Source organism: Streptomyces sp. NPDC030809 (assembly GCF_055572195.1).
The window spans coordinates 110,099-132,528 of sequence record NZ_JBVIDV010000002.1; the positions used below are offsets into that span (position 1 = coordinate 110,099).

The 22,430-nt window shown below is 74.0% G+C and carries 18 protein-coding genes; 12 read left to right on the forward strand and 6 right to left on the reverse strand.

Translation table 11 applies throughout. The annotated features are described in order from the left end of the window. The first annotated feature begins 32 nt into the window (after nt 1–32). Nucleotides 33–791, forward strand: a complete 759-nt coding sequence (locus ACZ407_RS03210; protein ID WP_468125054.1) for a glucose 1-dehydrogenase — start codon at nt 33–35, stop codon at nt 789–791. 252 nt (nt 792–1,043) lie between these two features. Continuing rightward, nucleotides 1,044–3,137 (forward strand): molybdopterin oxidoreductase family protein, encoded by a 2,094-nt coding sequence (locus ACZ407_RS03215; protein ID WP_468125055.1) that lies wholly within the window; start codon nt 1,044–1,046, stop codon nt 3,135–3,137. A gap of 83 nt (nt 3,138–3,220) precedes the next feature. Here the strand turns inward: ACZ407_RS03215 and ACZ407_RS03220 are convergent, their stop codons facing one another. Together ACZ407_RS03220 and cutA are read right to left on the reverse strand one after the other, a co-directional pair. Next, nucleotides 3,221–3,652: a gamma-glutamylcyclotransferase family protein gene (locus ACZ407_RS03220; protein ID WP_468125056.1), complete on the reverse strand. Its 432-nt coding sequence runs from the start codon at nt 3,650–3,652 to the stop codon at nt 3,221–3,223. After that, complete coding sequence (gene cutA / locus ACZ407_RS03225) at nt 3,649–4,008, reverse strand: divalent-cation tolerance protein CutA (protein WP_468125057.1); 360 nt, start codon at nt 4,006–4,008, stop codon at nt 3,649–3,651. Before cutA ends, ACZ407_RS03220 begins: the two co-directional genes overlap by 4 nt. Nucleotides 4,009–4,737: 729 nt before the next feature. On the opposite strand from cutA, the gene ACZ407_RS03230 reads away from it, so the two are divergent. From ACZ407_RS03230 to nirD, 5 genes are all read left to right on the forward strand, one after another. Continuing rightward, nucleotides 4,738–5,262, forward strand: coding sequence for a hypothetical protein (locus tag ACZ407_RS03230; protein ID WP_468125058.1), 525 nt, complete (start codon nt 4,738–4,740; stop codon nt 5,260–5,262). Between the two features lie 199 nt (nt 5,263–5,461). Beyond that, complete coding sequence (locus ACZ407_RS03235; RefSeq protein WP_468125059.1) at nt 5,462–6,175, forward strand: class F sortase; 714 nt, start codon at nt 5,462–5,464, stop codon at nt 6,173–6,175. 183 nt (nt 6,176–6,358) lie between these two features. Beyond that, nucleotides 6,359–7,654, forward strand: coding sequence for an NAD(P)/FAD-dependent oxidoreductase (locus tag ACZ407_RS03240; RefSeq protein ID WP_468125061.1), 1,296 nt, complete (start codon nt 6,359–6,361; stop codon nt 7,652–7,654). 1 nt (nt 7,655) lies between these two features. Continuing rightward, complete coding sequence (nirB, locus tag ACZ407_RS03245; RefSeq protein WP_468125063.1) at nt 7,656–10,223, forward strand: nitrite reductase large subunit NirB; 2,568 nt, start codon at nt 7,656–7,658, stop codon at nt 10,221–10,223. Beyond that, complete coding sequence (gene nirD, locus ACZ407_RS03250; protein ID WP_468125064.1) at nt 10,220–10,576, forward strand: nitrite reductase small subunit NirD; 357 nt, start codon at nt 10,220–10,222, stop codon at nt 10,574–10,576. Before nirB ends, nirD begins: the two co-directional genes overlap by 4 nt. 13 nt (nt 10,577–10,589) lie before the next feature. Here nirD and ACZ407_RS03255 read toward each other — a convergent pair whose 3' ends face one another. After that, nucleotides 10,590–11,003, reverse strand: coding sequence for a VOC family protein (locus tag ACZ407_RS03255; protein WP_468125466.1), 414 nt, complete (start codon nt 11,001–11,003; stop codon nt 10,590–10,592). Nucleotides 11,004–11,309: 306 nt separating this feature from the next. On the opposite strand from ACZ407_RS03255, the gene ACZ407_RS03260 reads away from it, so the two are divergent. Then, the gene (locus tag ACZ407_RS03260; protein ID WP_468125065.1) at nt 11,310–12,470 is read left to right on the forward strand and encodes an alkaline phosphatase PhoX; all 1,161 of its coding nucleotides are present in this window, start codon (nt 11,310–11,312) and stop codon (nt 12,468–12,470) included. 102 nt (nt 12,471–12,572) lie between these two features. Here the strand turns inward: ACZ407_RS03260 and ACZ407_RS03265 are convergent, their stop codons facing one another. The 3 genes from ACZ407_RS03265 to dusB form a co-directional block, all read right to left on the reverse strand. Continuing rightward, nucleotides 12,573–13,571: an ArsR/SmtB family transcription factor gene (locus ACZ407_RS03265; RefSeq protein WP_468125066.1), complete on the reverse strand. Its 999-nt coding sequence runs from the start codon at nt 13,569–13,571 to the stop codon at nt 12,573–12,575. A 492-nt stretch (nt 13,572–14,063) separates the two neighbouring features. Further along, nucleotides 14,064–16,775, reverse strand: a complete 2,712-nt coding sequence (gene ppdK, locus ACZ407_RS03270) for a pyruvate, phosphate dikinase (RefSeq protein ID WP_468125068.1) — start codon at nt 16,773–16,775, stop codon at nt 14,064–14,066. Between the two features lie 354 nt (nt 16,776–17,129). Beyond that, on the reverse strand, nt 17,130–18,290 hold the full coding sequence (gene dusB, locus ACZ407_RS03275; protein ID WP_468125069.1) for a tRNA dihydrouridine synthase DusB: 1,161 nt from the start codon (nt 18,288–18,290) through the stop codon (nt 17,130–17,132). 38 nt (nt 18,291–18,328) lie between these two features. Between dusB and ACZ407_RS03280 the strand changes: the two genes are divergently transcribed. The 4 genes from ACZ407_RS03280 (at nt 18,329) to ACZ407_RS03295 (ending at nt 22,390) form a co-directional block, all read left to right on the forward strand. Beyond that, entirely contained in the window at nt 18,329–19,783 is a 1,455-nt protein-coding gene (locus tag ACZ407_RS03280) for an MFS transporter (RefSeq protein WP_468125070.1), read from the forward strand. Nucleotides 19,784–19,895: 112 nt separating this feature from the next. Then, entirely contained in the window at nt 19,896–20,909 is a 1,014-nt protein-coding gene (locus ACZ407_RS03285; RefSeq protein ID WP_468125072.1) for an aldo/keto reductase, read from the forward strand. A gap of 20 nt (nt 20,910–20,929) precedes the next feature. Continuing rightward, complete coding sequence (locus ACZ407_RS03290) at nt 20,930–21,517, forward strand: TetR/AcrR family transcriptional regulator (RefSeq protein WP_468125074.1); 588 nt, start codon at nt 20,930–20,932, stop codon at nt 21,515–21,517. A 168-nt stretch (nt 21,518–21,685) separates the two neighbouring features. Further along, entirely contained in the window at nt 21,686–22,390 is a 705-nt protein-coding gene (locus tag ACZ407_RS03295) for a VC0807 family protein (protein WP_468125075.1), read from the forward strand. The last annotated feature ends 40 nt before the right edge of the window (nt 22,391–22,430 follow it).

Here is a 22,430-nt window from a genome sequence, read left to right on the forward strand (position 1 = left end):
CCGTTCGCGTACCGGGCGTCGAGGGGTTCTCCGTGGCTGCAGTGGATCTGTCCGGCAAGGCGGTCGTGATCACCGGCGGGGCCCGCGGTCTCGGAGCGGCGGCGGCGCGGGCCGTGGTGGACGGCGGCGGCCGGGTGCTGATCACGGACGTGCTGGCGGAGGAGGGCGAGGCCACCGCGGCCGCGCTGGGCGGGGCGGCGCGCTTCCTGCGGCACGACGTGACCAGCGAGGAGGACTGGAAGGCGGCGCTGGAGCACGCCGTGGCCGAGTTCGGCCGGCTCGACGGGCTCGTCAACAACGCCGGGATCCTCTCCACCGGGCCGCTGGAGCACGAGAGCGTGGAGTCCTTCCGGCAGGTGCTGGAGGTGAACCTGCTGGGCGCGTTCATCGGCATCAAGACCGCCGTACCGCTGCTCCGTGCGAACGGGGGCGGCTCGATCGTCAACGTGTCCTCGGCGGCCGGACTGACCGGACTGGCGCTGACCGCCGGGTACGGGGCCTCCAAGTGGGGGGTGCGCGGCCTGTCGAAGATCGGCTCGGTGGAGCTGGCGGCAGACCGGATCCGGGTGAACTCGGTGCACCCGGGCATGACCCTGACCCCCATGGCCGCGGCGGCCGGGGCCCGGGCCGGAGAGGGCCTCTTCCCGAAGGCCCCGATGGGCCGGATCGCGGTCCCCGAGGAGATCGCCTCCGCGGTCGCGTTCCTCCTCTCGGACGGGGCGGCGTACGTGACGGGGGCGGAACTGGCCGTGGACGGCGGCTGGACGGCGGGCCCGGCCCGCACCCGGTAGCCCTGCGGGGGGCACACTCCAGCCCGTCCGGCGTTTGAGGACCGGGGTCCGGGGCGGAGCCCCGAAAACCACCGGCGGGCCGCACGTCCGGCGCAACGGGCGGGCGGGACGCGCGGGGGCGCTGGGGCACGGGGGCGGAGCCCCCGGAGCGGGCCCGCTCACCGTGCAGGACCGGCTCCGCTGAGCCGCGCGTACCCGGTACGTAACGCAGGACGGCCGCCCGCGTAACACCGGCCGCACACGCTGGACCGCATGTCCACCCCGCACACCCCCGCCCCGCCGGCCGCCACCGCGACCCACTGCCCGTACTGCGCCCTCCAGTGCGGCATGAACCTGCACCCGGCACCCGCAGGGGACGGCGTGGCGGTGGCCGAGCGCCCGGACTTCCCGGTCAACCGGGGGGCGCTGTGCGGCAAGGGCCGCACCGCGCCCGCACTGCTCTCCTCCCGGGTGCGCCTGACCTCGCCCCTCGTCCGCACCCACGCCACGGGGCAGCTCGAACCGGCCACCTGGGAGGAGGCCCTCGACGCGGTCGCCGACGGCCTCGCGCGCACCCGCCGGGCCCACGGCCCCGACTCCGTCGGGGTCTTCGGCGGCGGCGGGCTGACGAACGAGAAGGCGTACGCGCTGGGCAAGTTCGCGCGGGTGGCGCTGGGCACCTCGCAGATCGACTACAACGGCCGGTTCTGCATGTCCTCGGCAGCCGCCGCGCACCAGCGGGCCTTCGGCCTCGACCGGGGGCTGCCCTTCCCGCTGGAGGACGTGCCCCGCACCGGCTGCGTGATCCTGGTCGGCTCCAACCTCGCCGAGACCATGCCGCCCGCCCTGCGCTACCTGACCGAGCTGAAGGAGAACGGCGGCACGCTGATCGTCGTCGATCCCCGCCGCACCCGCACCGCCGAGCAGGCCGACCTGCACCTGGCCCCGCGGCCCGGCACCGACCTCGCGCTGGCCCTGGGCCTGCTGCACCTGGTGGTGGCGGAGGGCCGGACCGATGAGGGGTTCATCGCGGAGCGCACCTCGGGGTGGCCTGAGGCCCGGGCGGCCGCGATGGCGCACTGGCCGGAGCTGGTCGAGCGGATCACGGGCGTGCCGGTGCCGAAGCTGCGGGAGGCGGTGCGGATGTTCTGCGCCCCCGAGGCGGCGATGGTCCTCACCGCCCGCGGCCCCGAGCAGCAGTCCAAGGGCACCGACACGGTGGGTGCGTGGATCAACCTGTGCCTGGCCACCGGCCGGGCCGGCCGCCCGCTGTCCGGGTACGGCTGCCTGACCGGGCAGGGCAACGGGCAGGGCGGCCGCGAGCACGGCCAGAAGGCGGACCAGCTGCCCGGCTACCGCAAGCTGACCGACCCGGCGGCCCGGGCCCACGTGGCCGGGGTCTGGGGGGTGGACCCCGCGTCCCTGCCCGGGCCGGGGCGCAGTGCGTACGAGCTGCTGGACGCGCTGGGCGGGGAGGTGAAGGCCCTGCTGCTGATGGGGTCGAACCCGGTGGTGTCGGCCCCGCGGGCCGCGCACGTGGAGGAGCGGCTGCGCGCGCTGGACTTCCTGGCGGTCGCGGACGTGGTGCTGTCGGAGACGGCGGCGCTGGCGGACGTGGTGCTGCCGGTGACCCAGTGGGCGGAGGAGACGGGCACCACGACCAACCTGGAGGGGCGGGTGCTGCTGCGCCGCCAGGCCCTGACCCCGCCGCCGGGGGTGCGCAGCGACCTGTCGGTGCTGCACGGGCTGGCGTCCCGGCTGGGCGTGGACAAGGGCTTCCCGGAGGATCCCGAGGAGGTCTTCGAGGAGCTGCGGCGGGCCTCGGCGGGCGGTCCGGCGGACTACTCGGGCATCGACTACGCGCGGATCGCCGCGGAGGACGGGGTGTTCTGGCCCTGTCCGGAGGGGGCGTCGGGCACCCCCCGGCTGTTCCTGGAGCGGTTCGCCACGGAGGACGGCCGGGCCCGGTTCGTGCCGGTGGCGCACCGGGATGCGGACGAGCTGCCGGACGCGGAGTACCCGCTGCTGCTCACCACGGGCCGGGTCGTGGCCCAGTACCAGTCGGGGGCGCAGACCCGCCGGGTGGACGAGCTGAACGCGGCCGCGCCGGGGCCGTTCGTGGAGCTGCACCCGCGGCTCGCGGAGCGGATCGGGGCGGTGGAGGGGCAGCCGCTGGAGGTGGTCTCGCGGCGGGGCCGGGCGGTGGCGCCGGCCCGGATCTCGGACGGGATCCGGGCGGACACGGTGTTCATGCCGTTCCACTGGCCGGGCGAGGGCCGGGCCAACTCCCTGACGAACCCGGCCCTGGACCCGGTGTCGCGGATGCCGGAGTTCAAGGTGTGCGCGGTGCGGGTGCAGCCGGCCTGAGCGGCTGCGGTCGGCATCGGCGTGGCCGGGCGCGGCCAGGTCCCCCGGCCCGGCTCGGCCGGGCGGAGGGGTCGGGGCCGCGGTCAGCCGCGGTGGCGGCGGGTCCAGTCGCCGCCGGGGATCGGGGTGCCGGAGGTGGCGAGCCGAGTGGCCAGGGGGGCTGTGGCCAGGTAGACCCAGGCCTCGGCCTCGGTGCCGTCGGCGAGCCGGACCCGGCAGGCGACCCGGTCGTACAGGTTCCGGGGGCGGCCGGGGCCGTGGTACTCCTCCAGCCGGTCCAGTTCCGCGAGGAGCTCCGCGTACCCGCCGGGGGCCGGGGTGACGAGTTCGCCGACTATCTCGGAGTCCGCCCGGGCCACGGCGTACGGGTAGCCGGGCCCGTCGTAGAGGGCGGCGCCCGGGAGCCGGGCGGGGACCTCGGCGGCGGTGCGGCCGCGCAGGAACAGGTCGTGGTTGACCTCGCCCGGGCGCAGGGTCCCGTAGACGAAGAACGGCAGCTCGGGCGCGGGGCTCATGCGGAGACCTCTGCGGCCACCCACGCCAGGTACGCGGCGCTGCCCCGTACGACGGGGGTGGCGATGATCTCCGGGGTCTCGTAGGGGTGCGCCGCCGACAGCCAGGCCTCCAGGGCCTCGTACGCGCCGGCGGTCGTCTTCAGCAGCACCTGCCACTCCCGGTCCTGCGTCACCTCGCCCTTCCAGCGGTAGACGGAGGTCACCGGTCCGGCCGTCTGCGCGCAGGCGGCGAGCCGGGCCCCGACGGCGCCCTCGGCGAGCTCGCGGGCCGCCTCCTCCGAGCCGACGGTGGTGAGCACGGCCAGGACGGCGGGGCCGGCGGGGGCGGGCGGAGATGGCCGATCGACCGATGTCACGGGGTGCCTCCCTCGGATGCAACGGGAGGTCCGGCCCGGCCGAACGTCCCGAACGACGTGTGCGGGCGCATCGTATGCGCCGCTGTCCCCCATCCTCCCGGCGGCCGTGACGGAGGGGGCCTGCGGTCGGTCGTCCGGCCGCGGTCCGGGGCCGGAGGGGGCCTGGCCGGACCGGACCGGACCTCGCCAGGCCGGACCGTCCCCCTGCCCGGGACCGGACCCTGCCGGGCGGGGCCTGGCCGGACCGGACCTCGCCGGGCAGGCAGAGCAGGCGGGCCGGGCCGGGCCTGCCGGGCAGCGGGGTGGCGGGCCGGGCGGGTGCGGGGGGGCGAAGGGGGCGGGTGTGGGGGGCAGGACGAGCCGGGGGCTCAGGAGGCGGTTTCGGGTGCTGGACGAGGGCGCCGGGGCGCCCGGTCTCGGCAGCGTGCCGTGGGGGCGCGCGGCGAGGCGAGGGCCGTGCGGGGGTGGGCGGTCGGGGCGGGCGTCACCCGGACGGGCCGGAGGGGCCCGGATGCCGCGGAGAAAGTTGGCGACGCGTTGACGTGGGGAAACGGGCGGGCCGGGGGGCGAACGGGCGGCGGGTGGGGCGGATCCGGTGGTCTGCCGGAAGGCGCGGAGGCCGTGCCGGGCCTTAGCTCGGAGGCACGGGCACCGGCTTCGGACGGGGGGCAGCTCCCGGCCGCCGGCCGTGGTCCGTGCCGCACCGGCCCGACCTCCGGAGGACCCCGCATGCCCCGCCGCACCGCATTCCTGCCGACCGGCATCCTGGCCGCGCTCCTGCTGGGGCTGGGCCCGGTGCCGGCGGTCGCGTTCGCGGCGGCGGGGGACTTCGCTCCGCTGGAGCTGAGCCCCCGCTCGGCGGCGCCCGGCGAGACGGTGACGGCGAGCACTTCGGCCTGCGGGCGCGACGGCCAGGCCGACGGGGACGCCACCACCGTGGGCGGCGGCCGGTTCCGGCTGGCACCCGGGCACGGCGGGGCCGGGGACACCGTGGCCGGGCGGTTCCGGATCGCCCCGGACACCTCCCCCGGCACCTACGGCATCGGGGTCACCTGCGCCGACGGCACGTTCGCCACCGGCGATGTGACCGTGACCGGACGCGGCCCCCAAGGCCACGTGCAGACCGGCGTGGGCGGCGGTACGAGGGACACCGCCGACCCCGTCACGATCGCGGCGGGAGCGGCCCTGCTGGCCGCGGCCGCCGTCGGCGGTACCTGGATCCTGCGGCGCCGGGCGAGCGGCGCACAGGCCTGACGGACTCCCCGGTCCGCAGGTACCGTCCCCGTCGCCCGCCCCGCGAGGTCCCCGCTCGTGGCGGCGGGCGACGGCCGTCCTCCCCCGAACGGGCGCCGACCGCGCCCCGGCGGACGGGGCCGGCCGCACCACCGCCCCGCCCGCCGCCCACCCGACCCACCCGACCCACCCGACCCGTCAGACCTAGGGGGTCGCCCCCATGACCGGCGAGAAGCGCACCGCCCGCCACGGCGGGATCGTGGCCCTCGCCGCCTGCACCGGAATCTGGCTGATCGGCATCGGACTGGGCGGCGGCCGGGAGGAACCCCCGCAGCCCGCCGCCGCCGAGTCCTTCGCCGCCGCGGAATCCGCCGAAGCCGCCGAAGCCCCGGCGGCCGCAGCGGACACCCGGCCCCCGGCGGCCGCCGGCACCCCGCCCGGCCGGGTCGGCCCCGCCGGCCGGGACCTCGCCCCGCTGCCGCCCTCGCCGCCCCGGCGGATCAGGATTCCCGCCATCCGCGTGGACGCCCCGCTGACCGGGCTCGGCCTCCAGCCGGACGGCCGGCTGGAGGTGCCGCCCCCGGAGCGCCGCGACCTGGCCGGCTGGTACCGGGACGGCACGGCACCGGGCGCCACCGGCACCGCGATCGTCGCCGGGCACGTGGACCACGCCAAGGGCCGCGCGGTCTTCTACGAGCTCGGCGCGCTGCGCCGGGGCGCGGCGATCGAGGTGGCGCGGCAGGACGGCCGTACCGCGGTGTTCACGGTGCACGCCGTCGAGGTGTACGACGCCCGGCGCTTCCCCGACCGGAAGGTGTACGGCCCGTCCTCGCGCGCCGAGCTGCGCGTGATCACCTGCGGGGGCGGCTTCTCCGAGCGCACCGGCTACCGGGGCAACGTGGTGGTGTTCGCCCACCTGACCGGCACCTACTGACCCGCCCGGCCCCGGGTCCGACCCGCGCCGACCCGCGCCGTCCCGCCCCTGCCGCCGCGCGGCGCACCACGCCCCCCGCCCCGCCCCCGCTCACAGCCCCCGCCCCGCCGGGTGAGGGCAGCGTTCCCCCGGGGAAACAGGAGGGATGCCCGCGGGAAACAGCCCGCCCGCACCCTCGCTGGTATGACCTCGCAACAGCGTGTGGTGGTGATCGGCGGCGGACTGGCCGGGCTGCGCCTCGCCCAGCGCCTCGGCCCGGCCGCCTCCGTGACCGTACTCGGCGAAGAGCCGCACGCCCCGTACAACCGGGTGCTGCTCGCCGAGGTCCTCGCGGGCCGCTACGGCCCCGAGGTCGCGGCCCTCCCGGACCCCGGCCCGGTGCTGCGCCGCGGTGTCCGGGCGGTGCGCATCGACCGCGGGAACCGGACCGTGCAGTGCGACGACGGTTCCGCCGAGCCGTACGACACGCTCGTGCTGGCCACCGGCTCCAACCCGGTCCTGCCCCCGCTGCGCGGCCTGTTCGAGCCGGAGGGCCGGGACCTGCCGGACGGGGTGCACCCGTTCCGCACGATGGCCGACTGCCTCGCGCTGTCGGCGCAGGCCCGGCCCGGGCTGCGCGCGGTGGTCGTCGGCGGCGGCCTGCTCGGGGTCTCCGCGGCCCGCGCCCTCGCCGAGCGGGCCGGTCCGGGCGGCGAGGTGGTCCTGGCCCAGCAGGGCGACCGGCTGATGGAGAGGCAGCTCGACGAGGGCGCCTCGGCCTTGCTCCGGGAGCACGTGGCCGGACTGGGCGTGGAGGTGCACACCGAGTGCCGGGTCCGCGGCCTGCTGACCGCCCCGGCCCCCCGCCGGGTGACGGGAGTCGAGCTCGCCAACGGGCTGCGCCTGGACGCCGACCTGGTCGTGCTGGCCTGCGGGGTGCGGCCGCGGACCGGCCTGGCCCGGGCCGCGGGGCTCGCCGTCCGCAAGGGCGTGGTCGTCGACGACGAGCTGCGCACCACCGACCCGCGCATCCACGCCATCGGCGACTGCGCCGAGCACGAGGGCCGGGTGTACGGGCTGGCCGGCCCGGCGCTGGAACAGGCCGACGTCCTGGCCGAGCTGATCGGATCGGGCACCCGGGCCCGCACCGGTCCCGGCGCCCGTCCCGGCACCGGCGCCCGCGCCCGCACCGCCCCCCGCTACACCGGCACCCGCGCCCTGACCCGCCTCACCCTCGCCGCCGGCGAACGCCCCCTGGACCTGGCCGCCTTCGGCGAGCCCACCCCGCAGCCGGGCGACGACGTGCTCCGCCTGGCCGACGCCACCCGCAGCACCTACCGGAAGGTCGTCGTCCGCGGCGACCGCCTGGTGGGCGGGGTGCTGCTCGGCGAGCTCTCCGCCGTGGGCGCCCTCGCCCGCGCCTGGGAGGGCGACGAACCGCTTCCGGATTCCCCACGGAATCCGCTGCTCCACCTGCTCACCGACGACGGAGGCTCCTGACATGACCAACCCCCCGACGATCGTGCTCATCGGGCACGGCATGGTCGGTCAGCGCTACCTCGAAGCGCTCACCGAACACGGCGTGACCGGCCGCACCCACCGGATCGTCGTGCTGGGCGAGGAGCCCCGCCCCGCGTACGACCGCGTCCACCTGACCTCGTACTTCTCCGGCAGCACCCCCGAGGACCTGTCCCTGACCCCGGCCGGGTTCATGGCCGAGCACGGGATCGAGCTGCACCTCGGGGACCCCGCCGAGCGCATCGACCGCACGGCCCGTACCGTGACGGCCCGGTCCGGGCGGGTCTTCGGCTACGACACGCTCGTACTGGCCACCGGCTCCTTCCCGTTCGTGCCCCCGGTGCCCGGCAGGGACGCCCCCGGCTGCTTCGTCTACCGCACCATCGAGGACCTGCTGGCCATCGAGGAGTACGCCAGGGGCCGCACCCGCGGCGCGGTCGTCGGCGGCGGGCTGCTCGGGCTGGAGGCCGCGGGCGCCCTCCAGGGGCTCGGCCTGGAGACCCGGATCGTCGAGTTCGCGCCCCGGCTGATGCCCGTGCAGGTGGACGAGGGCGGCGGCGCGGCCCTGCTCCGCACCATCGAGTCCATGGGCCTGACCGTCCACACCGGCACCGGCACCCAGGAGGTCGTCACCGGGGAGGACGGCTCGGTCAGCGGGATGCTGCTGTCGGACGGCACCGCCGTGGACACCGAGCTGGTCGTCTTCTCCGCCGGCGTCCGCCCCCGCGACCAGCTGGCCCGGGCGGCCGGCCTGGAGGTGGGCGAGCGCGGCGGCATCGTCGTGGACGCGCACTGCCGCACCTCCGACCCGCACGTCTACGCGATCGGCGAGTGCGCCCTCGCGGCCGACGGCCGGGTCTACGGCCTGGTGGCCCCCGGCTACGAGATGGCCCAGACGGCCGCGGCCGACCTGGCGGGTCCCGCCGGGGAGCGCACCTTCACCGGGGCGGACCTGTCCACGAAGCTGAAGCTGCTCGGCGTGGACGTGGCCTCCTTCGGCGACGCGCACGGGACCGCCGAGGGCTGCCTCGACGTGGTGTACTCCGACTCCCGCTCCGGTGTCTACAAGAAGCTGGTGATCGGCAGCGACGGCACCCTGCTCGGCGGGGTCCTCGTCGGCGAGGCCGAGGCGTACGGGCTGCTGCGCCCGCTGACCGGCACGGTGCCGCCCGCCTCCCCCGAGCAGCTGGTGCTGCCGGCCGGGGTCGGGGCGCCGGTGTCGCTCGGCCCCGCCGCGCTGCCCGACGACGCCGTCGTCTGCTCCTGCCACAACGTCACGAAGAAGGCCATCACCGCCTGTGCGACCCTGCCCGAGGTCAAGAAGTGCACCAGGGCGGGCACCGGCTGCGGCTCCTGCGTGAAGGTGATCGGGCAGCTGCTGCCGGCCGCCGGGGACAAGGGCCTGTGCGGCTGCTTCCCGCACACCCGCGCCGAGCTGTACGAGATCGTCCGCACGCTGCGCCTGACCTCGTTCGCCGCCCTGCTGGACAGCCACGGCCGGCCGGGGGCCCGCGGCGGCGACGGATGCGAGGTCTGCAAGCCGGCCGTGGGTTCGATCATCGCCTCGCTCGCGCCCACGATCGGTGCCGGGGGCTACGTGCTCGACGGGGAGCAGGCCGCCCTGCAGGACACCAACGACCACTTCCTCGCGAACATGCAGCGCAACGGCTCGTACTCGGTGGTGCCGCGGATCCCCGGCGGGGAGATCACCCCCGACAAGCTGATCGTGATCGGCGAGGTGGCCCGCGACTACGGGCTCTACACGAAGATCACCGGCGGCCAGCGGATCGACCTGTTCGGCGCCCGGGTGGAGCAGCTGCCCGCGATCTGGGCCCGGCTGGTGGACGCGGGCTTCGAGTCGGGGCACGCGTACGGCAAGGCGCTGCGGACGGTGAAGTCCTGTGTGGGGCAGACCTGGTGCCGGTACGGGGTCCAGGACAGCGTGCGGATGGCGATCGAGCTGGAGCTGCGCTACCGCGGGCTGCGGGCCCCGCACAAGCTGAAGTCGGCGGTGTCCGGCTGCGCCCGCGAGTGCGCGGAGGCACAGAGCAAGGACTTCGGGGTCATCGCCACGGCGAATGGCTGGAACTTGTACGTCGGGGGCAACGGCGGGGCCACTCCGCGCCATGCCGATCTGCTCGCCCAGGACCTGTCCGACACGGAACTCGTCCGTCTCATCGACCGTTTCCTGATGTTCTACATCCGCACCGCCGACCGGCTGGAGCGCACGTCCACGTGGCTGGAACGCCTCGAAGGCGGGCTCGGCCACCTCAGGGACGTGATCGTCCACGATTCCCTGGGGCTGTGCGGAGAACTCGAATCGATGATGGCCGACCACGTGGCGCATTACCGCGACGAATGGGCCGAGACCCTGGAGGACCCGGAGCGGCTGCGCCGGTTCGTGTCCTTCGTGAACGCGCCCGGCGCGCCGGACCCGTCGGTGCGGTTCGTCCCCGAGCGCGACCAGGTCAAGCCCGATCTCGCGCTGCTCGACATCCGCCCCGCGGCTCCCGCGGACCGCCGCCCCCTGGAAGGAAGCTCCGCACGATGATGCCCGAGACCCTCGAACTGTGCCTGGACGGCTCCTGGCTGACGGTGTGCGAGGTGGCCGCGCTGGTCCCCGGCCGCGGGGTGGCCGCGCTGCTGCCCGACGGGAGCCAGGCCGCGGTCTTCCTCGACCGGGCCGGCCGCCCGTACGCCATCGGCAACCAGGACCCCTTCACCGGGGCCCAGGTGCTCTCCCGGGGCCTGCTGGGCTCGGCCTCGGGGCGGCCCTTCGTGGCCTCCCCGCTGCTCAAGCAGCGCTTCGACCTGGAGTCGGGGCGCTGCCTGGACGACGACGGGGTGGCGGTGCCCACCTACCGGGTGCGCACCGCCACCGCGCCGGCGCCGACCGCGGTCTGAGGAGCCCGGCGGCTCAGCCCTGGGCCCCGGCCCCGGCCGGGTCCATCCAGACGACCTCCCAGAGGTGGCCGTCGAGGTCGCCGAAGGAGCGGGAGTACATGAACCCGTAGTCGTCGGCGGGCCGGGTCTCGGTGCCGCCGGCGGCGAGGGCCGCGTCGGCCAGCTCGTCCACCGCTTCCCGGCTCCCGGCGCTCAGCGCGAGGATGGCCTCGGTGGTGCGGGTGGCGTCCGCGATCTCCTTGCCGGTGAACTGCTTGAACTTCGGCTCGGTCAGGAGCATGGCGAAGATCGTGTCGCTGATGACCATGCAGGCCGCGGTCTCGTCGCTGAACTCGGGGTTGAAGGAGTAGCCCACCTTGCCCCAGAAGGCCTTGGCGGCCTCCAGGTCCTTGACCGGCAGGTTCACGAAGATCATGGTTGCGGACATCGTGCTCACGTCTCTCTCGGTGCTGTGTGCTCCTTGCGAGAAGGTAGACCGCGGGCCGGTCCGGAACTCATCGGCCCTCCGAAGGTTCCTTCGAACTTTTTTCGCCGCCTCGGTCGGCGCACCCCCGGCTCGCCGGGGGCGAAGGCCGGAGCGTTGGCCAGGGCTTTCCCCCGGGCCGACCGGCGGCGGTCCCCGTCCCGACACGCCGCGTTGCCCCGGAGGCCACGCGGCGCGCCTAGTTTCCTCGGCGCTCGACCCCTGCGGACCGGCCGGTGCGCAGGGGCCCGCCCTCCCCCTGGAGTGACCGTGGAACGTCGCACCTTCCTGCGCGGAGCCGTGATCGGCACCTCGGCCGCCGCCTTCGGCGGCTCCCTGATGCGCGGCGCGGCCTACGCCGCCCCCGCCCAGCCCGGCCCGGGCCCGTACGGGGCCCTCGGCGCGGCCGACGCCAACGGGATCATGCTGCCGGCCGGCTTCACCAGCCGGGTGGTCGCCCGCTCCGGCCAGACCGTCGCCGGGACCTCGTACGCCTGGCACAGCGCCCCGGACGGCGGCGCCTGCTTCGCCGACGGATCGGGCTGGATCTACGTCTCCAACTCCGAGATCAACCCCTCGGGCGGCGCGAGCGCGGTGAAGTTCAACTCCTCGGGCACGATCACCGGCGCCTACCGGGTCCTGTCGAACACCCGGCAGAACTGCGCCGGCGGCAAGACCCCCTGGAACACCTGGCTGTCCTGCGAGGAGGTGAGCCTCGGCTTCGTCTACGAGACCGACCCGTGGGGCGTGAACGCGGCCGTGCAGCGGCCGGCGCTCGGCAGGTTCAAGCACGAGGCCGCGGCCGCCGACCCGGTGCGGCAGGCGGTCTACCTGACCGAGGACGAGACGGACGGCTGCTTCTACCGCTTCCTGCCCACCACCTGGGGCAACCTCTCCGCCGGCACCCTCCAGGTGCTCAAGGCCGGCACCGCCGCCTCGGGCTCCTTCACCTGGCAGACGGTCCCGGACCCGGACGGCTCCCCCACCGCCACCCGCAACCAGGTGTCCGGGGCCAAGCGCTTCAACGGCGGCGAGGGCTGCCACTACGCGAACGACACGGTCTGGTTCACCACCAAGGGCGACAACCGGGTCTGGCAGGTCAACCTGGCGAACGGCACGTACGAGCTCGCCTACGACGACTCCCTCGTGGTGGGCGGCGGCGCACCGCTGACCGGCGTGGACAACGTCACCGGCTCCACCTTCGGGGACCTGTACGTGGCCGAGGACGGCGGCAACATGGAGATCTGCGTGATCACCCCGGACGACGTGGTGGCCCCCTTCCTGCGGGTCACCGGCCAGTCCTCCTCGGAGATCACCGGCCCGGCCTTCTCCCCCGCGGGCAACCGGCTGTACTTCTCCAGCCAGCGCGGCACGAGCGGCAGTTCCTCGGGCGGCATCACCTACGAGGTGACGGGCCCGTTCCGCACCTGAGCGGGTACGAAGGCCCCCGGCCGGGAACTCGTCCCGGCCGGGGGCCTTCGTGCGGTCCGCAGCCGCCTTCCGCCACCGGCGCCCCGGTGGCGGGGCGGCCGCTCAGGAGGCGACCGCGCCGCCGCGCAGCAGGGCCGCGCCCAGGGGGGTGACCGTGTGCAGGACGGCGTTGCCGTGCCGCAGGGTGGTCACCAGGCCCGCCTCGCGCATCACGCAGGCGTGCTGGCTGGCCGAGGCCAGGGAGACCCCTGCCCGGCGGGCCAGCTCGCTGGTCGTGGCCCCGTCCCCTATGGCGCGCAGCACGACCGAGCGGGTGTGCCCGACCAGCTTCCCGAGGGTCCGCTGCCGGTGCTCCTCCGGCCGCGCGTACTCGGTCCCGCGGTGGGCGGTGGCGAGCTCCGCGGCGGCAGGGTAGACCAGCACGGGCGGCAGCTCGGGGTCCTGGAGGGTCACCGCGGTGCGCCGGCAGAAGAACGAGGGCTGGAGCAGCAGCCCCCGCCCGCGCAGCCGGACGTCCCGGTCCACGGGGTAGTCGCACTCCAGGACCGGGGCCCGCCACCGCATCATCGGCGGCAGGGAGGCCAGGAGTTCGTCCGCGCCCCCGTCGAGCAGGGCGCGGCCGCGGGCGGCCCGCTCGGCCTCGATCTGCGCCTGGATGTGCGTCCAGTACGGCTCCACGGCCGCCCGGTGGTACCGCCGCAGCTCGGTGACGAGCCGGCCCAGCTGCTCGGGCCCGCCCTCGGCGAACTCCCGTATCCGGGGCGGCACCGGCTGCCCGCTGCCCGCCACGAGGGCCGCCTCGCGGCGGATCCGGTGGGAGCGCGTCCCCATGAGCGCGTCGAGCCCGAGGTCCATGCCGTACTGCCCCTCGCCGGGGGTCAGAAAGTCCGGGAAATACCCACGGGTAGGTATCAGCGCGCCCAGGAGGCGTGTTTCACCATTCAACCGGGTACGTGTTTCCGTACGCCATTCACCGAACAGTCGGACATCCCGCCGGTCTCTTAATCGATGGAAACTCAGAATCGTTTCCCACAACGCATCGGGTCTTCCCGCCATCCGCACCCGTGCCAGGTCCACTCCAGTGAAATGGATACGCAGCACCGAACCCCCACCTGTGCAACCGCAATCCCCCCGCCCCACGAGTATGCACACCGTCACGCGACGTGACCACGCCCTTTCGGCCACAGTTGAAACCCCTTTCGGCAGGGGCGTGACAAGCGAAATGCTGTACTCCGCCGGGCACACTCCGGGGCGACCGGAAACGCTCCGCGAAGGCCGTGGGGGGCTTTGCGGAGCCTGGCGGTCGGTCGACCTGGGAAGCGCCGACGTGTCCGGCAGATTGACAGGAGGCGGCGGGCGGGTGGGGATCCGTCCGCCGCCTGCTGGTGTTCAATTCCCGTTTCTCATTGATCGGCCCGGCAGGGCCGTCCGCGCGGAACCGCTGCACCTCTGCCGCACCCGCATGCGGCGGACCCGGACGTGACGGAACCGCCGCCGGCATGAGGGTGCCGACGACGGTTCCGGGTTGGGTGCGCCCCTCCCCAGGGGGTCAGGGTCCCCGGGGGAGGGCGCGGACTGGGGGCGGGCCCGGGATCAGCGGCTGTCGCTTCCCTTGGCCTCGGCGGCGGCGCGGCCGGCCTCCAGGCGCGCCACCGGGATCCGGAAGGGCGAGCAGGAGACGTAGTCGAGGCCGACCTCGTGGAAGAAGTGCACCGACTCGGGGTCGCCGCCGTGCTCGCCGCAGACGCCGAGCTTCAGGTCGGGGCGGGTGGCCCGGCCCTGCTTGACCGCGTGGCGGACGAGGGAGCCCACGCCGTCCTTGTCGATGGTCTCGAACGGGGAGACCCCGAAGATGCCCTTCTCCAGGTACGCGGTGAAGAAGCTGGCCTCGACGTCGTCGCGGGAGAAGCCCCACACCGTCTGGGTCAGGTCGTTCGTGCCGAAGGAGAAGAACTGCGCGGCCTCGGCGATCTGGGCGGCGGTCAGCGCGGCCCGGGGCAGCTCGATCATGGTGCCGATGCTCAGCTTGAGGCTGGTGCCGGTGGCGGCCTCGATCTCGGCGATGACCGCGTCGGCCTCCTCGCGGACGATCTCCAGCTCCTGGACGGTGCCCACGAGCGGGATCATGATCTCGGCGCGCGGGTCGCCCTTGGCGTTCTTGCGCTCGGCCGCGGCCTCGGCGATCGCCCGGACCTGCATGGCGAACAGGCCGGGGATGACCAGGCCGAGGCGGACGCCGCGCAGACCCAGCATCGGGTTCTGCTCGTGCAGCTTGTGCACGGCCTGGAGCAGGCGCAGGTCGTTCTCGTTGTGGTCCTTGCGGGCCTCGGCGAGGGCGACGCGCACCGAGAGCTCGGTGATGTCGGGCAGGAACTCGTGCAGCGGCGGGTCCAGCAGGCGGACCGTGACGGGCAGCCCGTCCATCGCCTCGAAGAGCTCGACGAAGTCCTTCTTCTGGAGCGGCAGGAGGGCACTGAGTGCCGCCTCGCGCTCCTCCTCGGCGTCGGCGAGGATCAGGCGCTCGACCAGCTCGCGGCGCTCGCCGAGGAACATGTGCTCGGTGCGGCACAGGCCGATGCCCTGGGCGCCGAAGCGGCGGGCGCGCATCGCGTCCTCGGCGTTGTCGGCGTTGGCGCGCACCCGCAGGCGGCGGACGCGGTCGGCGTACGCCATGATCCGGTGCACGGCCTGCACGAGCTCGTCGGCGTCGTCGGCGCCGGCGTGCATGCGGCCCTCGAAGTACTCGACGACCGGGGAGGGCACGACGGGCACCTCGCCGAGGTAGACCTTGCCGGTGGAGCCGTCGATGGAGACGACGTCGCCCTCCTCGATGACCTGTCCGGAGGACGTGGTCATGCGGCGGCGCTTGGTGTCGACGTCCAGCTCCTCGGCGCCGCAGACACAGGTCTTGCCCATGCCGCGGGCGACGACGGCGGCGTGCGAGGTCTTGCCGCCGCGCGAGGTCAGGATGCCCTCGGAGGCGATCATGCCGTCGAGGTCGTCGGGGTTGGTCTCACGGCGGATCAGGATGACCTTCTCGCCGGAGCGGGACCACTTGACGGCCGTGTACGAGTCGAAGACGGCCTTGCCGACGGCCGCGCCCGGGGAGGCGGCGATGCCGCGGCCCAGCAGGGTGACCTTCGCGTCCTCGTCGAAGCGGGGGAACATCAGCTGGGCCAGCTGGGCGCCGTTGACGCGCTGGAGGGCCTCGGCCTCGTCGATCAGGCCCTGGTCCACGAGCTGGGTGGCGATGCGGAAGGCGGCGCCGGCGGTGCGCTTGCCGACGCGGGTCTGGAGCATCCACAGCTGGCCGCGCTCGATGGTGAACTCGATGTCGCACAGGTCCTTGTAGTGCGTTTCGAGCGTCTCCATGATGCCCATGAGCTGGTCGTAGGACTTCTTGTCCAGCTGCTCCAGGTCGGCCAGCGGGACGGTGTTGCGGATGCCCGCCACCACGTCCTCGCCCTGCGCGTTCTGCAGGTAGTCGCCGTAGACGCCCTGGTGGCCGCTGGCGGGGTCGCGGGTGAAGGCGACGCCGGTGCCGGAGTCCGGGCCGAGGTTGCCGAAGACCATGGAGCAGATGTTGACGGCGGTGCCGAGGTCGCCCGGGATGCGCTCCTGGCGGCGGTACAGCTTGGCGCGGTCGCCGTTCCACGAGTCGAAGACGGCCGTGACGGCCAGGTCCATCTGCTCGCGCGGGTCCTGCGGGAACTCTCGGCCCGTCTCCTTGGCGACGATCTTCTTGAAGGTCTTGACGATCTTCTTGAGGTCGGCGGCGTCGAGGTCGGTGTCGACGGTGATCTTCTTCGCGGCCTTGGCCTCCTCGAGGGCCTCCTCGAAGAGCTCGCCGTCCACGCCCAGCACGGTCTTGCCGAACATCTGGATCAGGCGGCGGTACGAGTCCCAGGCGAAGCGCTCGTTGCCGGCCTGCGCGGCCAGGCCCTGGACCGACTCGTCGGAGAGGCCGATGTTGAGCACCGTGTCCATCATGCCCGGCATCGAGAACTTGGCGCCGGAGCGGACGGAGACCAGCAGCGGGTCGTCCGACTGGCCGAGCTTCTTGCCCATCTTCGCCTCGAGGGCGACCAGGTGCGCACTGACCTCGTCGCGCAGCTCGGCCGGGGCCTCGCCGCTCTCGAGGTAGACCTTGCAGGCCTCGGTGGTGATGGTGAAGCCGGGGGGCACCGGCAGACCCAGGTTGGTCATCTCGGCGAGGTTGGCACCCTTGCCGCCGAGAAGGTCCTTGAGGTCGCGGTTGCCCTCGGTGAAGTCGTAGACGAACTTCTGATCTTTGTTTTCCGACACGGGTCTCGACTCCTCGAGGACTCGGTGGCTGCCCTGACGGCGAGGAACATACCCAGATCGAAGGCATCTCGGTACGCCCACTTGGTCGTCGTACGGCTTCAACCACCCGTCCGCCAGCGGATCGAAAGTGACTGCACGGTAGCCAGAACCTCCGAAGAGCATTCACCTCCCGAAGGGAGAGGCGCTCGCTTCGGCTTGTTTACGCTCAGATGAGCGATCATCGATCCATTTGCGTTCAACTCTTGAACGCTCAAAGGGTGGCACCCAGTGCCACCCTTTGAGAAGTGCATCCGCGATTTTTGCGCTCATCTGAGCGCAACCCCTCGCATGCGTGGCGCATATCACGCCCGTTGTTCAGCCCCCGGACGTGTCCAGTTCGGCTTCTTCGCTCACCCCGGCGCAGTCGTACGGATCCTTGAGCCAGCCCTCCGGGAGGACAACCCGGTTGTTTCCGGACGTCCGGCCGCGCGGGCCGTCCGCGCCCTCGGGCCAGGGCTGGTCCAGGTCCAGCTCGCTCAGATGAGCGCGCAGTTCGTCCAGGGAGGAGGCCACGGCCAGCTTCTTGCGCATCTCGGAGCCCACCGAGAAGCCCTTGAGGTACCAGGCCACGTGCTTACGGAAGTCGATCACGCCGCGGGCCTCGTCGCCGATCCACTCCCCCAGCAGCGTCGCGTGGCGCACCATGACGTCCGCGACCTCGCGCAGCCCGGGGGCGGTGTAGTCCTGCGGCCGGCCCTCGAAGGCCGCCACCAGGTCGTTGAAGAGCCACGGCCGGCCCAGGCAGCCGCGCCCGACCACCACGCCGTCGCACCCGGTCTCCCGGACCATCCGCAGGGCGTCCTCGGCGCACCAGATGTCCCCGTTGCCGAGCACGGGGATCTCCGGCACGTGCTCCTTTAGCCGGGCGATGGCCTCCCAGTCGGCGGTGCCGCCGTAGTGCTGGGCGGTGGTGCGCCCGTGCAGGGCGATCGCGGTGACCCCCTCCTCGACGGCGATCCGGCCGGCATCGAGGTAGGTGAGGTGGTCGTCGTCGATGCCCTTGCGCATCTTCATCGTCACCGGCAGGTCCCCGGCGCCGGCCACGGCCTCGCGCAGGATGGCCCGCAGCAGGTTCCGCTTGTACGGCAGGGCCGAGCCGCCGCCCTTGCGGGTGACCTTGGGGACGGGGCAGCCGAAGTTCAGGTCGATGTGGTCGGCCCGGTCCTCCTCGACGATCATCCGCACGGCCTTGCCGACGGTGACCGGGTCCACTCCGTAGAGCTGGATCGAGCGCGGGGTCTCGGACGCGTCGAAGTGGATCAGCTGCATGGTCTTGTCGTTGCGCTCGACCAGCGCCCGGGTGGTGATCATCTCGCTCACGAACAGCCCCTTCCCGCCGCTGAACTCGCGGCAGAGGGTGCGGAAGGGAGCGTTGGTGATACCGGCCATGGGCGCGAGCACCACCGGCGGCTGCACGGTGTGCGGGCCGATCTGCAGGGCGGCGGGGAGCGTGGTCATCCCCCCATTGTCGCCCATTCGGCACTCGAACCATTAGTTAGGCGTACTATCGAGACATGTCCGAGCCCGGCCCCCGGCGGCGCGTACTGGTGCTGGCGATCTGCTGCATGAGCCTGCTGATCGTCAGCCTGGACACCACGGCCCTGAACGTGGCCCTGCCCGTGATGCGCCGAGAGCTGCACGCCTCGGTCGCGGGCCTGCAGTGGACCATCGACGCGTACACGCTGACCCTCGCCTCGCTGCTGATGCTCGCCGGCGCCACGGCCGACCGGATCGGGCGCCGCCGGGTGTTCGCCGCGGGCCTGGTCCTCTTCACCGCCGGCTCGGCGCTCTGCTCGCTGGCGCCCGGCCTCGGCTGGCTGATCGCCTTCCGCGTGGTCCAGGCGGTGGGCGGCTCGATGCTGAACCCCGTGGCGATGTCGATCATCGCGAACACCTTCACCGACCCCCGGGAGCGGGCCCGCGCCATCGGAGTCTGGGGCGGGGTCGTGGGCCTCTCCATGGCCGCGGGCCCGCTGGTCGGCGGCCTGCTGGTGGACTCGGTCGGCTGGCGCGCGGTGTTCTGGATGAACCTGCCCGTCGGCCTGCTCGCCCTGGCCCTGACCCTGCGGTACGTGCCCGAGTCCCGGGCCGACCGGCCGCGCCGCCCCGACCCGGCCGGGCAGCTCCTGGTCGTGGCCCTGCTCGGCTCCCTGACGTACGGGATCATCGAGGCGCCGGCGGCGGGCTGGACCTCGCTGGCGGTGCTCGGCTGCGCGGCGGTGGCTGCGGCCGCCCTCGGGGTCCTGCTTCGGTACGAGCGGCGGCACCCGGAGCCGCTGATCGACCCGCGGTTCTTCGGCAGCGCCCCGTTCGCCGGCGCCGTCGTCATCGCGATCTGCGCGTTCGCCGCCCTGTCCGGGTTCCTCTTCCTCAACACCCTCTACCTCCAGGACGTCCGCGGGCTCGACGCCCTGCACGCCGGGCTCTGGATGCTCCCGATGGCCGCGCTGACCTTCGTGGTGGCGCCGCTGTCCGGCCGGCTGGTCGGCAGCCGCGGGCCGCGGCTGCCGCTGCTGGCCGCGGGCCTGGCGATGGGCGCCAGCGGGCTGCTGTTCGCCCTCGCCCCGCCCGGGTCGGGCACGGCGCTGCTGTTCACCGGCTACGTCCTCTTCGGGCTGGGCTTCGGCCTGGTCAACGCGCCGATCACCCATACGGCGGTGTCCGGGATGCCGCGCGCCCAGGCCGGGGTGGCGGCGGCCGTGGCCTCCACGAGCCGGCAGACCGGGACCGCCCTGGGCGTGGCGGTGATCGGCGCGGTGCTGGCCTCCGGCCTGACCGGCGCCCCGTACGCCGAGGCCGCCCGCCCGGGCTGGTGGATCATCGCCGGCTGCGGGCTGGCGGTGCTCGGGGTGGGTGCGGCCACCAGCGGCCCCTGGGCCCGGGCCACCGCGGAACGCACCGCACGGGCCCTGGCGGCACCGGGGCCGGGGCCGGGGTCGGCGGGAACCGCACCGGCCGCCCGGACCTGAACCGACCGCCGCCCCGCCCTCCCGACCGTGTCCTTCCCCCAACCCCACACCTCCACCACGGTCACGAATGACAAAAATTGAAATCTGTCATCCGTCATGCCATTCTTGTCGCATGACCACTCACCGCACCCGCGTCCTCGGCACCACCGGCCCCGCCGTCTTCCCCCTCGGCCTCGGCTGCATGGGGATGTCCGCCCTCTACGGAGAGGCCGACCGCGCCGAGTCGATCGCGACCATCCACGCCGCCCTGGAAGCCGGGGTCACCCTGCTCGACACGGGCGACTTCTACGGCATGGGCCACAACGAGCTGCTCATCAACGAGGCGCTGCGCACCGCCCCCGCCGCCTCCCGCGAGCAGGCCCTGACCAGCGTGAAGTTCGGCGCGCTGCGCACCGTCGAGGGCGGTTTCACCGGCTACGACGGCCGGCCCGAGGCCGTGAAGAACTTCCTGGCCTACTCGCTCCAGCGGCTCGGCCGGGACCACATCGACATCTACCGGATCGCCCGGGTGGACCCGGACGTCCCGGTCGAGGAGACCGTCGGCGCCATCGCCGAGGCCGTCGAGGCCGGGCACGTCCGGCACATCGGGCTCTCCGAGGTGGGCGCCGAGACCATGCGGCGGGCCGCCGCCGTGGCCCCCATCGCCGACCTGCAGATCGAGTACTCCCTGATCTCCCGCGGCATCGAGGCGGAGATCCTGCCCACCGCCCGCGAGCTCGGCATCGGCGTGACGGCGTACGGAGTGCTCTCCCGCGGCCTGATCAGCGGCCACTTCACCCGGGACCGGCTGCTGGCCCCCGGGGACTTCCGCGGCATGAGCCCGCGCTTCCAGGGCGAGAACCTGCACCGCAACCTCGACCTGGTCGAGGCCCTGCGGAAGGTCTCCGACGCCAAGGGGGTCTCCGTGGCCCAGACCGCCATCGCCTGGGTGCTCTCCCGCGGCGAGGACATCGTGCCCCTGGTCGGCGCCCGCCGCCGGGACCGGCTGGCCGAGGCACTCGGTGCCATGGACCTGGTCCTCGACGCCGGGGACATCGCCGCGATCGAGGCGGCCGTCCCGGCCGGCGCGGCCTCCGGCGAGCGCTACCCGGCCGCCCAGATGGCCCACCTCGACAGCGAGCACTGAGCGCCGGGTACCGTCGTTCCATGCCTGCCGCCGAAGCCCTGACCCCCGAGCGCATCCTCGAAGCGACCGAGGAGGTGCTGCGCCGCTACGGCCCGGGCAAGGCCACCGTGGTGGACGTGGCCCGCGCCCTGGGGGTCAGCCACGGCAGCGTCTACCGGCACTTCCCCTCGAAGGCGGCCCTGCGCGAGGCGGTCACCGACCGCTGGCTCGGCCGCACGGTGGGGGTCCTGGAGCGGATCGCCGCCGAGCCGGGCCGCCCGGCGGCCGAGCGGCTGGCCGACTGGCTGGCCGCCCTGTTCGAGGCCAAGAAGCACAAGGCGGGCGACGACCCCGAGCTGTTCGCCACGTACACCGTGCTGCTCGCCGAGAACAGCGGGGTCGTCGACGCCCACCTGACCGAGCTGATCGCCCAGCTGGCCCGGATCATCGCGGAGGGCGCGGCGGCCGGCGAGTTCACGGCCCCGGACGTCCCGGCGGCGGCCCGCGCCGTCTTCGACGCCAGCGGCCGCTTCCACGATCCGCAGTACGCCCCGGAATGGCGGCGCCCGGAGATCGACGCGGAGTTCGAAGCGGTCGCCGCCCTGATCCTCCGCGGCCTGCGCGCCTGATCGCCCACCGCCCGACCGCCTCCCCGCCCGACGGCGGGGCCGAGGCGGCCGGAGCTGCTGCTTCCGGTCACCTTGGCGATCATTTTGGGCAAAAGGGCCTGCGCCCCTGACCGTGCCCCCACTAGGTTGCCCCCTGCCCCATTCATCAGGCACTTCTCAGGGGGAAGCATGTCCAGCGCTCCGGCCCGCCCGGCGCCTCCCGCACGTTCCGGACCCGCCGCCGCAATCGGCTGGGTCCTGACCATCGGCCTCAACGTCGTGGCGCCGATCCTCACGTACAACGCACTCGTCGACCACGGGTGGAGCGAGTTCGGTGCGCTGCTGGCCAGCAGCGCCTGGCCGGTGCTCGACACCGCGGTCATGGTCGCCTGGCGGCGCAAGCTCGACGAGTTCGCCCTCGTCACCCTCGTGTTCATCGTGATCACGGCGGTGGTGTCGCTGGTCGGCACGCATTCGGCGCGCGCGCTGCTCGTCAAGGACTCCGGGGTCACCGGGCTGTTCGGGCTGCTCTGCCTGGGCACCCTGCTGGCGCCGCGTCCGCTGATGTTCTACTTCGGCCGCAAGTTCGCCACCGACGGGACTCCCGAGAGCACGGCGTGGTGGAACGGCCTGTGGGAGTTCGAGGGCTTCCGGCGCACCATGATCACGATGACCACCGTGTGGGGCGTGGCCTACGTGGCCGAGGCCCTGGTGCGCATCGCCCTCGCCTACACGCTGGACACCGACACCATGGTGGCACTGAGCCCGGTCATGATCTACGGGGTGCTCGGCGCCCTGGCCGCGTGGACCGCCGTGTACGGCAAGCGGTCGCGGGCCCGGGGCGAGGCCCGCGCCGCCGAGGCCGCTGCCGCGGCGTCCGCCGCCGCCTCCTGACACCCGGCACCCGGCGCCTGGCACCCGAAATGGCCGTGGC